Raw genomic sequence first — 11,985 nt, 5'->3', positions numbered from 1 at the left:
GGGCAACTCCCGAAAAATCCCGCCGGCCGGCCCAGGCTGGCGAACCCGATGGAAAAACTTCTCATCCAACTGCCCGACGGGTCTAAATCCCCGACACGCTGGTGCGTTTCCTGAACACGAAGTCTGCACGCGTGCGCGTGCGGCAACAGGGTTTTGGTCAATATCATCAGAGTATTGAGGGATCGAGAGATGTCAGTCGCTACCAGCCTTATCGAAAAGCCGCCGGTCCGCCCCAGCCAGTCAGCGGTTGAAACGCTCTATGAGTTCGAGGAGTCGCCGCTGCTGGCCCGGCAGAATCGCCAGGAGTCCAACGCTCGCAGCTACCCCCGGCGTATCCCGCTGGCACTGAAGCGGGCCAAGGGGCTGTATGTCGAAGACGTCGAGGGACGACGGTTCATCGACTGCCTGGCCGGCGCCGGCACCCTGGCGCTGGGGCACAACCACCCGGTGGTGATCGAGGCGATCCAGCAGGTGCTGGCCGACGAGCTGCCTCTGCACACCCTCGACCTGACCACGCCGGTCAAGGACCAGTTCGTCCAGGACCTGTTCGGCCTGTTGCCCGAGGCCCTGGCCCAGGAAGCGAAGATCCAGTTCTGCGGCCCGACCGGCACCGATGCGGTGGAAGCGGCCCTCAAGCTGGTGCGTACCGCCACCGGCCGCAGTACCGTCCTGTCGTTCCAGGGCGCCTATCACGGCATGAGCCAGGGCGCGTTGAGCCTGATGGGCAGCCTGGGGCCGAAAAAACCGCTGGGTGCCCTGTTGGGCAATGGCGTGCAGTTCCTGCCTTATCCCTACGATTACCGCTGCCCGTTCGGTCTCGGCGGCGCGCAGGGGGTGAAGGTCAACCTGCACTACCTGGAAAACCTGCTGAACGATCCCGAGGGCGGCGTGCAACTGCCGGCGGCGATCATCGTCGAGGCGGTGCAGGGCGAGGGCGGCATGATCCCGGCGGATCTGGACTGGCTGCGCGGCCTGCGGCGGATCACCGAAAAGGCCGGCGTGGCGCTGATCGTCGACGAGATCCAGAGCGGTTTCGGGCGTACCGGCAAGATGTTCGCCTTTGAACACGCCGGCATCATCCCGGACGTGGTGGTGATGTCCAAGGCCATTGGTGGCAGCCTGCCGCTGGCGGTCATGGTCTATCGCGACTGGCTCGACACCTGGGCCCCGGGCGCTCATGCCGGGACCTTCCGTGGCAATCAGATGGCCATGGCGGCCGGTTCCGCGGTGATGCGTTATCTCAAGGAGCACGATCTGCCGGCCCACGCGGCGGCCATGGGCGAGCGCCTCGGCGAGCACCTGCGCCTGTTGCAGCGCGACTTCCCGCAACTGGGGGATATTCGCGGGCGTGGCCTGATGATGGGCGTCGAACTGGTCGACCCGAGCGGCACCCTGGATGCCCAGGGGCATCCGCCGGCCTTTCCACGTCTTGCTCCGCTGATCCAGCGCGAATGCCTCAAGCGCGGGCTGATCCTCGAACTGGGCGGGCGTCACGGCGGCGTGGTGCGGTTCCTGCCGCCGCTGGTGATCACCGCGGCCCAGGTCGACGAAGTGGCGCGGATTTTTGGCAACGCCCTGGCGGCGGCGGTCGCCGCGGTCTAATTTTCCGGCGGCTCCGCACGTTTTCATCTACACGGGGGCTGCGCGATGGGCGCAGCCTCACCCCCACTCTCACGGAGAACAGCAATGACTTCAGTATTTGACCGCGACGACATCCTCTTTCAGGTAGTGGTCAACCACGAGGAGCAATATTCCATCTGGCCGGACTACAAGGCCATCCCCAACGGCTGGCGCACCGTGGGCAAGAGCGGCTTCAAGAAAGAGTGCCTGGAATACATCGAGGAGGTCTGGACCGACATGCGTCCACTGAGCCTGCGCCAGAAGATGGACGCCCAGGCCCTGGCTGGCTGAGCGATGGCCCCCGTTGCAGACGGCTGAACGGGGGCCGGGTCTCAACGCTCGGCGGGGGCGATATAGCGCGTCATGCCATTATCCCGGATCAAATGACGGCCAATTTCGTCCAGGCTGTCAAACAGGTTGGTTTCGTCGTAGCCCCAGCGTGCGTGGCTGATGTACAGCTTGCCGGCCGGGTTGCGTTTGACGGGCGTCACGCTCAATGCACGATTCCTTGAGCGATGGACGAGCACGGTGCCGTTCGCGGTTTCGTCGAAGAGGAACATGCCTGGCCGATGGAGCTGCGGATGGGTGTCGAGCCTCGGCACCGCGGGAATGACGCCAGGGATTTCGGCGACCTGGACATAGCCCTCGCTCCTGAGCCCCCAGACCAGATCCGCGAGGCTGTCGTAGGGCAGGCTCTGGAGCCGGATGGCGCCTGGTGGCATCAGGTATTTGCCATCCTTTACTTCGATGACCTTCTCGAAATAGGCATCCCCACCGATCTGATAACTTTTCTGCACCAGGATGAAATTGGCGCCCTGTTTTTCAATCAGGAAGTCTCGTCCACTCCCTTCTCGCCAACCCAGACAACTGCGGGGGTTCTGCACTGCCCGTGCCGGGGGGGCGGCATCACTGGCGAGTTCCAGCACCAGGTCCGAACGCAGGTAGACGTGGCGATCATGCACACTCACTATCTCGCCGTGATCGGCTTTTACCTGCGCGGTGGCCCCTGGTCCCATGGCGACAATCCGCAGGCCCGGTGCGCCTTGCAGTTGCGCCAGGCCCGGTACTCCCCTGACGTTGCTGGCATAGAGATTCAGCACCAGGGCCAGCCATTTGTGATCACCCTGCTGCTGTTGATCGTCGTCGATAATCTTGTGGGCAATGTAGTTGAAGCTGGGCGCGTCGTATGGCGCCAGTCTTTTCCTGTAGCTGGTCGCCGTGTCGAGCGCCTGGACCTTGATACCGTGCTCACGGGCACTGATCAGCAGGCGCCGCAGTGTGTAGCCGTTGTCGCCAGGCGCCCAGAGCGGGTCCTCGGACAAAAGGGCATTTTCCAGCTCCCGGGGCAGGGTGCCCGTTGTATGAAAGCTGTCGATAAAAGGCTGATCGAGGTCCGTCAGCAGACTCTGCACGTAGAGTTTTTCCACCTGCAGTGCCGCCAGGGTTTGCATGTTGTCGATCAGGAACTTCCTCGCGGTGGTCGCCCCCCGTTCAGCGCCCAGTACCAGCCCGGTGTTGTTTTCATAGAGCCTTTCCAGGATCCGCGACGACGGGCTGTCAGCCGGTAGCTGGGGAATCTCCGGTCGGCCGCGGCGATTGCCGCTGTACCACTGGAAAAAATCGGCGCTGGCCTCTTCCAGGTGTTGCGCGCGGCGCAGAAAGTCACTGATACCTTCCTCGTTTCCAGCCCGTTCGCCGATCCGGACGTGGGTTCTGCGCACGATTTCTTCCGGGTTGCGAATCCGCTCCCGCAGTGCTTTGCGGTAGGCCGGGGGTATTTCAAGCGCCTCTCGCCAGGGCAGTTTCACGGACAGCCTCAGGTCAGGCATGACGAGGCGCATCGGATCGTCCGCCTTGAGCCGCGGAACAGGGACCGCCTCTATCGCGGGGCCTTTCACGGTGTCGTTGACCTCCACTGCCGTCACCCCTTGCAGGCGGGCCAGTCCCGGAGTGCCTTGAGGGGAATAACCCTTGGCGTGATGAATGTCCACCAGGGCCAGCCATTTGCCCTGGCGGCCACCGACCTGATCCGCCAGGATGACCTGGCAGGCATGGTAGTTCAGGGCGGTGGCCCGGTTGAGCATTTCAGGCTCGAGTACACGCAGGGAGTCGCTCGCGGCACAATCCAGTGCCTGGACCCGGATACCGTGGACGCGTGCGGTGCTGATCAGGTTGTGGTAGCTGCAGGTGCCCGAGGGCGCATTGCCGTAGTCGCCATCGAGTGTTCGCAGATGATCGTCCAGGGCATTGCTCAGGGTGCCGGATTTGTGGAAGGTATCCAGGTGCACCTGCTCGACATCGGTTCGCAGGCGTTCCAGGTAGAGCGTACGCACGCCCTGTTCAGCCAACGTCGCCATGTGGGTGACCAGGAACAGCTTGCTGCCCGCATCGGTAAGGTTTTCGCCGAGGACCACCCCTTCGCTGTTTCGGTAGAGTGCCTCGATCAGCGCTCGCGGGCCCGCAGCGGCGCCCGGTGCGGACAACGGCGGGCGCTCGGGCACCGGGTGACTCCTGAAGAAACGTCCGGCATCGGCCAGCAGCAGTGCCCGGCAATGTCGCAGCGCCTGGTCGTTGGCGCCGGCCTCGGGACGTCCGCCCGCCGTCGCGGGGCTTGTGCCGGGCAGCGTCGCTGCCAGGTGTCTCACGGACAACTGATACTGGCGCAACAGGCTGGCCGCGCTGTTTTCTTTCCAGATATCGCTGCCCTCGACCCGGTACAGGGCCGGGCCCGAGGGCCGGTGTTCTTCCCGGGTCTGGGCGCAGTAGGAGCGGACGTTGTCATCGTAGCGGACCATGACGACCCGGCCATCTTCGAGATTGACGAACTGGCGCTGCTGGACCACGCGAAAGCCATCGCTGTCGGGGGCCGGCAGGCCCCTGGGCGCGGGCCTCGAGTAAGCACTCAAGGGGCGCCCCCGCGCGGGAAGACTGGCAACGGCAGCGCTGATGCTGCTGATGACCACCGGGGCCGCGCCGGGCAACTGCGCGGCGGCAGTCGCCGCCGGTGTGGCGGCGGGCAACTGGCCGGGGGGGCCGGGCAGCACCGGGCTGCCGCTGCCGGGGAGGCGCGGGCGTGTCGCGGGACTGATCTCGGGATGCCTGATTGCTGGCGTATCGACCTGGCCGGTAACGGGTACGCCAGGACGAATCGGTGTTTTGGGAGACATGCTGGAATCCTTTCGTGGTCAGCGGGGGGTATGGATAAACAGGTCGGCGGGGTCGACGAGGGTCGACTCGTCGTTGTCCGTGCGCCACTGCTGCGTCAGGGTGTCGTAGACCAGCGCGCCGAAGGCCGCCTGGAGCCGGGCACTGGAAGCCGACGGGGTGACCACCCTCAGCCCCCTGACCCTGACGCGGTGACTGGCCAGTTCGTTGTCCGCCTGATGCTGTTCGATGCAGCGTTTGATGGCGTCGATATCGGCATGGGCGCGGGCATCCAGCTCATGCAACAGGAGCTGATCGAAAATCCGGTCGACCTCATAGCGCTCGCCGGACTTCAGGACGATGTAGATCAGGTCCAGGGGTTGCGTGGGATCGTCGTCGGCCGGCAGCAGCAGACGGATATTGCCGATCCACAGCTGCTGGGGGGCGATCTTGATATCGCCGCGGGTCACGATCTGCGTGCTGGCCCGGGTATGGATGTACCAGGTCGAGGCATTGGCGGTTTTCGCCAGGGCGGCCGGCGTCGACAGGCGGATGGTCGCGGCGGCGCACGGGTAGAGTTCATAGGTTGAACTCATGCCCTCCAGGTGATAGATCGTCGAGTCGCTGCCGGCTTTGAAGTCGACGCGCTGGGCGTGGTCTTTCAGCTGCGCGCTGCAGTTTTCCGGCGAGCGGAACAGGTAGTTGCCGGCACGCCGCTGCAATGACCCGCGGCCATCGAGGGTCCTGAGGCCCGGGTGGCGATAGTCGTCGCTGTAGCTGGCGGTCGGCGCGCCGACCTGGTACGAACTGCCGTCGCGCAGTACCAGGACAATCCCGTGCTGCTGTTCGAACCCCGCGCTGTGCAGGGAGGCGCCGACATCCGTCGGTTTGCTCGCGCCCGGGACCAGCCAGTCCTTGAGCGTCAGTTGCGTCTGGTCATGGAAGCGCAGGATCAGGCGGGCATCGCTGTAGTCCAGGTAGTTGAAGGCGCCGATGCGCCTGGCCGCCACCCGGTAGACCGCGCTGACCTGCTCGATCTCCTCGCTGGCGTAGTCCAGGTACAGCGTGGTGGACGGCCGCGTGGCGTCCGCGCCGACCTGGAAAGTGGTGTCGAGCGTCTGCCTGGCGAGGAAGTAGCCGCTCGTCGATGTCCCCGGCAGCGGGTAGTCGCCGCCATTGACGGGCTGGGGCGCCGGCGGCAGTTGGCCGAGGCTCAGCACGGTGATCCGCACATCGTGGTCGGCGGTGCCCGGCAGCGTCGCTGGCAGATCGGGTTTGAGCGTGAAGCCTTCGCGGGTGACAAACAGCAGCAGGTGGTTTTGCAGTTGTCGTTCGTCGTCGTCGCGGTAGACCCCCCTGATCGTCAATTGCTGGTCGGGCGGTTGGCCATTGTCGTCGGGCAACGAAGTGACGACCAGCGCGGTACCGACGATGCGCCAGTTCTGGATCCGCTCCATGGGCCAGTCCAGGACGACGGTGCTGGGCTCGCGCCCGTCCTCGTCGAGCGTCACGGTCCGGGTTGTCGCGGCGATCCGGTAGTGGTCGTTGCCGGCGCCTCCGGCGACCCTGCTGGTAGTGCCCTTGAGGGTGAAGCGGTCGTCGCCGTCGCCACCGCTCGCCTGGTCATCCAGGCCCAGCAGGGTCACGTGATTGGCCTGGGCGTTGCCGGTCACGCGACTGCTGCCGCCGGCCAGGGTCTCGACATGTTCGATGGCGGCCAGCGAGGCGTAGGCGAGGGGGGCGGCATCCGTGGAATGGCGCCGCAAACCCAGCTTGCCGTTGTCCAGGTCGACCTCGTGGCCGACGAAGGCGAGGTGATGGCGGGGTGGCACCTGCCCTTGCAGCGACAGCGTATCCTGGCCGTCGCCACCGTGCAGCGCACCGAGGGCGGGTACGCTGGTGGAGCCGAGGGTCTCCTGGGCCTGGAACAGGAAGGCGTCATCGTGGTCGCCGCCGGTCAGGGTCTTCTGGCCGGTGGAAAAGGCGAAATAGTTGGGTTGGTCGCGCACACCGGTGACCCGGTCGTTGCCGCCGCCCAACTGCCAGAGCACGGCTTTCTTTTCCCCGGGCGTGCCGCTGAACGCGCCCGGCACCTGCTCCAGGCCCGAGGTGGCATCGATGTTATCGTCGCCCTCGCGGACCACCGGTGTGTTGACGGTGGCATGGGGTTGTTCCTCGCCCTCCCAGCGGTGTGCCCAGTGCCTGACGGGTTCCAGCTCGACCTGAAAGCTGCCGTTGACCACCCCCGCGAGGGTTTCCTTCATTTCCACATCGAGCAACGCCCGGGCGCGGGTTTCCAGGACTTTGCCATGCTCGACCCGGGTGCGCTCGACCAGATAGCGATCCATCACCGAGCGGTCCAGTTCCTGGCCGGTAAAGGCGAACCAGCCCGAGCGCCAACGCTCTGCGACGGTCAGTTCGATGTAGTCGTCGATATCGTCGACCTGGCGCACGGCGCCATAGATCTTCGCGCCGACGATCAGCACCGCGCAGGCCACCAGGCCGATCGGGCCGGCGGCGCTGAAACCCGCCGCGGCGGCCGCGCCGAGTGCCAGGGACAAGGTGGCGCTGGCAATGCTGAACCCGGCCGTGACGTAATGGTCCATGGCCTCCTTGCCGCTGGTCCGGGCGGCATTCTTGAACGCGGTGACCGCACTGTGGATATCGAACGGCAGGGTCAGCACATTGCCCAGCAGGCCGGCACTGCGGCTGATCATCAGGCCGGCGGAGGTGGCGCGAAAGCCCTGGAAGATCCGGCCGCCCTGGCCGAGCAGGGCCTCACCGGTTTTCCTCAAGCCGCGTTCGAGCAGCACGGAGGTCAATTCGGTGGCAATGCTGCCGCCGTTCACCGCGGCCTCCGTGACGTCGCCGCTTTTCAGCGCTTCGCGGATGCCCACCAGGCCGCTGTAGATCCCGTAGGCCTGCATGCCCGCCCCCGAGGTGAGCATGCTGCGGCTCTTGGCGGCGTCGATCCAGCCCGGCAGGCTGAAGGTGACATATTTGTGCGCGAGGATTTGCATGTTCTGCAGGCGCACCAGCAACTGGTTGAGGTGCTTCATCAGGTTGTCGGCCAGCGGTGGGGTGTTTGTCCCGAGTAGGGGCGGGGCCTGCAACGAGCGTCGCGAGGCGATTTCAAACAGTACGTCGACCGGGCGCTGGTCGACCGCGTCTCCCGTCTCCAGATGCCGTTGCAATTCGGCCGGTTCGAATTGCACGTCATCGACCAGGGACCGGCCACTGTCCTGGAGTTGCCGGTCGCTGCCGTCGAGGTGGCGCCCGCTCAGTCTGGCGCCCATGTCGTAGAGTTCCACGCGACTGATGACGAAGGTATCGAGGGTGATCGGTCCCAGGCGGGCGTCCAGTTCGGCGAGACCGGCCCTTCCTCTGGCGATCGTCGGCGGCAGGGTGCCGGGCTTGGCGGGAATCCCCTGCATGAGAGGGTCGGCAAGCCTGTCCGAGATGACAATGCCGTCGATGGGCCCGGCGGCCCATTCATGCCGGCTGCGTGTGTTTGCCATGGATAAGTCCTTTTATCGTGAGCTTTGAATAAACGCACGAAGGAGTATCGCCGGCGGTGTCCTTGTCGATGAGGTACTTGTTTATCGCGGCAGGGGGCGACGCTTGTGTCATTCGGCGGGCGATGCACGCCCCGTTATGGCGCCAGTGTCGCCAGCACCTGGTTGATCGAGTCCTGCAGCCCGGTCAGCGGGTCGCTGCCCTCGGTATCGAGCACCAGCAGCGTGCTGCCGGCCTGGCTGATTGTCGACTTCACCGCCTCCGGCGGCTGGCGGTGATCCAGTACCACCTTCACCTCGGCGTCCTTGAGGGTTTCACCCAGTTTGGCCAGGGCCTCGGGCGTCCATTGCTCGTCACTGCGGGCATCGACCTCGATCAGGTCCAGGTTGAGCCCGCCCACCAGGTAGTTGAAGCGTTCGGAGAGGCTGACCACACTGAGGTTGTCGGCCTTCGCCAGCCGCGTTTCGCTGTCGGCGCTGAGCTTGAGCAGGCGCTGCTTGAGTGTCGCCAGGTTGCTCTCGATCTTTGGTTTGGCCTCGGGGGCCAGGCGTACCAGGTCGGCGGCGATCACGTCGGCCATGCGTCCCAGGTTGTTGCTCGACAGCCAGGGTTGGCTGTTCAGGCCATCCACGCCCTGGCCCGGCTGCACCGCGATGCCTGGCAGGCTACCGTCCACCGGGCGCGCGGCATCGACTTCGACGATGCGCACATTGCTGCGACGGGCCATGGGGTAGAGCGGGTCGTCGGGCCACAACGAGCGCAGGCCGATCACCGCATCGGCGTTGCTCGCCAGCTTTTGCAGGGCCGCGGCGCCACGTCCGCTGAAGTAGGCGCTCTGGCGGCTGCCCGGCAGATTGGCGTCGGCGGCGCGTTGCAGCACCACGCCAGTGTCCTTGAGCAGGATCTCGCCCAGGCCATGGGTGACCGGCAGGCTGGCGAGGATGCGCACCGGCCGGGCGGAAGTGCCGGCCTGCGGGTCCTGTTGGGGGGCGGCGGGCAGCGGTGCCGGGTTGGCACACAGCGTGCTGCTGAACAGGCCGCTCAGCACGAGGGCGAGTGTCAGGGGGCGTAGATTCGGCATTTATCCAATATTCCCTTTGAGGCTGGGCACGGTGCCACGGGCGATCGCGGCCAGGGCGAAGGCGATACCGGCCACCAGGATGATCGCCGCGCCGGACGGCACGGGCAGGTCGAACAGGATCGGCAGGAGGATGCCGCACAGGGTGCTGACGGTGGCGATCGCCACGGAGATCCAGAAGAACCCCTTGAGCGACTGGCTGAGCAGGCGCGCCGCCGCCGCCGGGATCACCAGCAGGGCGCCCACCAGGATCGCGCCGATGACCTTGACCGCGGCCACGGTGATCAGCGTCACCAGCACCACGAACAGATAGTCGAGGGTCTTTACCGCGACCCCGCGCACCGCCGCCAGTTGCGGGTTGAAGCTGGCGAGCATGATGCGGTTGTACAGCGGCAGGCTCAGGCCCATCACCAGCGAACCGACGATCAGCAGGACCAGCAGGTCGTTGCCGTTGACCGTCAGTACCGAGCCGAACAGTACGTTTTCGAGGATATGCACGTTGATCTTGCCGGCCAGCACCAGCAGCAGGCTGGCGCCGAGGGCCAGGGACACCGAGAGGAACACCCCGATCAGCGTGTCGGGGGCCAGTCCGGTGCGGTTGCGCAGGTAGTTGAGCAGCACGCCGAACAGCAGGCAGTAGCCGAACAGGCTGCCATAGGGGCCGGTGTAGGGTTCGCCGAGCAGGATGCCGATGGCTACGCCGGTCAGGGCCGCGTGGCCCACCGCTTCGGAGAAGAAGGCGAAGCGCTTGACCACCACCAGGGTGCCGAGACCGCCCAGTACCGGGCCGATCAGCAGGCCGGCAATCAGCGCGTTGACCACGAAGCCGTAGGCCAGTGCCGCCGGCAGGAAACCGGACGTGGCCCAGCCCTGGATCATCAGGCGAAAAGCTTCATAGGTCATGGCTGGATGCTCCGCGGGGTAGGTGTGTCGACACTGCGCGGATGGGTGGAGAACAGCGTCAGCAGGCGGTCCGGCGTCAGCGCCTCGGCCGGCGAGGCATCGAACAGCACCCGGCGATTGAGGCCGGTGACGCGATCGGCCAGGCGCTTGACCGCTTCCAGGTCGTGCTCGATCCACAACACGGTGATGCCGGCGCGGCGCCAGTCGCCGAGCAGACGCTCGAAGACCTGGATACCGGCCTCGTCCAGGGCCGACATCGGTTCGTCGAGCACCAGCAACTGTGGCGCCGGGATCAGTCCCTGGGCCAGCAGCACCCGTTGCCGTTCGCCGCCGGACAGCGCGCCCATGCGGCGCTTGCGCTTGTCCTGCATGCCGACCCGCTCCAGCGCCGCGCCGATGGCCCCGGCGAAATGCCGCGACAGGCCGAGAAACGCCGGGCGCCGCTGGCACATGGCGGCCATGAAGTCGTCGACGGTCATCGGCAGGCCGCGATCGAACTCCAGGGCCTGCGGGACGTAGCCGATGGTGCCGGGCGTGCCCGGCCATTCCAGGCTCAGGCGGCCCTGATGCGGCATCTGCCCGAGCAGGGTCTTGATCAGCGAACTCTTGCCGCCGCCGTTGGGCCCTACCAGCGCATGCACATGGCCGGGGCGGACCTGGAAGGTGACGTTGTCGAGAATGGTGGTGCGACCCAGGGTCAGGTTGACCGCGCTGAAATCGAGGGTAGGTCCGATGGCCTCGCGGGCGATGCTTTCGGCGGCCGTCATGCACCGGCCTCCTGGATCGCCCGGACCACGGTATCGAGGTTGCTGGTCATTTCCTTCTCGTACTTGTCGGCGGTGTAGTCGCCATAGGAAATATGCGACAGCGGGTAGAGCTTGACCCCGGATTCACGCTGGATGGTCTCGACATAGGTGGACGGGAAATCCAGCTCGGAGAAGATCACCTTCACGTCCAGCTCGCGCAGTTGGTCGATGGTCTTCTTCAGTTGGCTCGGGCTCGGCTCGATGCCATGGGCCGGCTCGACCACGGCGGTGACTTCCAGGCCGAACTCGCGCAGCAGGTAGTCATAGGCGGCATGCACCGTGGCGACCCGCAGGTCGGCGTTGGGGGCCTGGGTCAGCTTGGCCAGGGCGTCGGCGCGCAGTTGCCGCAGGCGCTTGCCGTAGGCCCGCGCGTTGGCGGTGTAGGTCTTGGCGTTGTCCGGGTCGAGCTTGCCCAGCTCCCGGGCGATATTGTTGACCTGGGCGATGGAGGCGCTGATGGACAGGAAGGTGTGCGGGTTGACCACTTTGCCGGCACCCCGGGCGGCGGTGCCGGTGGCGGCCAGCAGCGGCACGTTTTCGTTGGCCTCGATCACCGCGATCCGCGGCTTTTCGCTGGCCTCGATCATGCGGTCGGCGAAGTCATCGTGGCCGATGCCGTTGAGCACGATCACGTCCAGGGTGCCGATGCGCTTGATGTCCTCGGCCCGGGGTTCGTAGGCATGGGGGTTGAAGCCGGCCGGGATCAGCGGCACGACATCGGCCTTGTCGCCGACGATATTGGCGACGTAGCTGTAGTAAGGGTGCAGGGTGATGCCGATGCGCAGGCGCTTGGCCGGATCGGCCTGGACCTGGAAGGTCAGCAGCAGGGGCGAAAGCAGCAGCGCCAGGAGCAGGCGACGGCGGCCGAACAGAGCTGAAATGGACATGAGGGGACACGTTTCCCTGGTGTGAGTCGAA

The 11,985-nt window shown here is 65.8% G+C and carries 8 protein-coding genes; 2 read left to right on the top strand and 6 right to left on the bottom strand.

Features of this window, described 5'->3' with window-relative positions; genetic code table 11:
* The first annotated feature begins 189 nt into the window (after positions 1–189).
* Entirely contained in the window at positions 190–1,602 is a 1,413-nt protein-coding gene (locus tag HX881_RS13400; protein ID WP_177084935.1) for an aspartate aminotransferase family protein, read from the top strand.
* 84 nt (positions 1,603–1,686) lie between these two features.
* Positions 1,687–1,911 carry an MbtH family protein gene (locus HX881_RS13395; protein WP_017125732.1) on the top strand — a complete coding sequence of 75 codons (225 nt, stop codon included), beginning with the start codon at positions 1,687–1,689 and terminating at the stop codon, positions 1,909–1,911.
* A gap of 41 nt (positions 1,912–1,952) precedes the next feature.
* On the opposite strand, the gene HX881_RS13390 is transcribed toward HX881_RS13395, so the two are convergent.
* The 6 genes from HX881_RS13390 to HX881_RS13365 all read right to left on the bottom strand — a co-directional run bounded on the left by HX881_RS13390 (position 1,953) and on the right by HX881_RS13365 (position 11,954).
* Positions 1,953–4,787, bottom strand: a complete 2,835-nt coding sequence (locus tag HX881_RS13390) for a membrane-targeted effector domain-containing toxin (RefSeq protein WP_246356504.1) — start codon at positions 4,785–4,787, stop codon at positions 1,953–1,955.
* A gap of 18 nt (positions 4,788–4,805) precedes the next feature.
* Positions 4,806–8,282: a calcium-binding protein gene (locus tag HX881_RS13385; RefSeq protein ID WP_177084933.1), complete on the bottom strand. Its 3,477-nt coding sequence runs from the start codon at positions 8,280–8,282 to the stop codon at positions 4,806–4,808.
* A 134-nt stretch (positions 8,283–8,416) separates the two neighbouring features.
* Positions 8,417–9,361, bottom strand: coding sequence for a metal ABC transporter substrate-binding protein (locus tag HX881_RS13380; protein WP_017125735.1), 945 nt, complete (start codon positions 9,359–9,361; stop codon positions 8,417–8,419).
* Positions 9,362–10,261 carry a metal ABC transporter permease gene (locus HX881_RS13375; RefSeq protein ID WP_017125736.1) on the bottom strand — a complete coding sequence of 300 codons (900 nt, stop codon included), beginning with the start codon at positions 10,259–10,261 and terminating at the stop codon, positions 9,362–9,364.
* On the bottom strand, positions 10,258–11,028 hold the full coding sequence (locus HX881_RS13370) for a metal ABC transporter ATP-binding protein (protein ID WP_177084931.1): 771 nt from the start codon (positions 11,026–11,028) through the stop codon (positions 10,258–10,260). Before HX881_RS13370 ends, HX881_RS13375 begins: the two co-directional genes overlap by 4 nt.
* Positions 11,025–11,954, bottom strand: coding sequence for a metal ABC transporter substrate-binding protein (locus HX881_RS13365; protein ID WP_017125738.1), 930 nt, complete (start codon positions 11,952–11,954; stop codon positions 11,025–11,027). The genes HX881_RS13370 and HX881_RS13365 overlap by 4 nt, the downstream gene beginning before the upstream one ends.
* Positions 11,955–11,985 lie beyond the last annotated feature (31 nt).

This window comes from Pseudomonas gingeri, from assembly GCF_013386115.1.
Taxonomy (GTDB): domain Bacteria; phylum Pseudomonadota; class Gammaproteobacteria; order Pseudomonadales; family Pseudomonadaceae; genus Aquipseudomonas; species Aquipseudomonas gingeri.
The sequence above is the reverse complement of the archived record's forward strand: the minus strand, read 5'-3'. Positions and strand labels throughout refer to the sequence as shown.

Bases quoted from the DNA above. Each gene is read 5' to 3' on its own strand.
- HX881_RS13400 (WP_177084935.1), top strand. From the start codon at position 190: ATGTCAGTCGCTACCAGCCTTATCGAAAAGCCGCCGGTCCGCCCCAGC.
- HX881_RS13395 (WP_017125732.1), top strand. From the start codon at position 1,687: ATGACTTCAGTATTTGACCGCGACGACATCCTCTTTCAGGTAGTGGTC.
- HX881_RS13390 (WP_246356504.1), bottom strand. From the start codon at position 4,787: ATGTCTCCCAAAACACCGATTCGTCCTGGCGTACCCGTTACCGGCCAG.
- HX881_RS13385 (WP_177084933.1), bottom strand. From the start codon at position 8,282: ATGGCAAACACACGCAGCCGGCATGAATGGGCCGCCGGGCCCATCGAC.
- HX881_RS13380 (WP_017125735.1), bottom strand. From the start codon at position 9,361: ATGCCGAATCTACGCCCCCTGACACTCGCCCTCGTGCTGAGCGGCCTG.
- HX881_RS13375 (WP_017125736.1), bottom strand. From the start codon at position 10,261: ATGACCTATGAAGCTTTTCGCCTGATGATCCAGGGCTGGGCCACGTCC.
- HX881_RS13370 (WP_177084931.1), bottom strand. From the start codon at position 11,028: ATGACGGCCGCCGAAAGCATCGCCCGCGAGGCCATCGGACCTACCCTC.
- HX881_RS13365 (WP_017125738.1), bottom strand. From the start codon at position 11,954: ATGTCCATTTCAGCTCTGTTCGGCCGCCGTCGCCTGCTCCTGGCGCTG.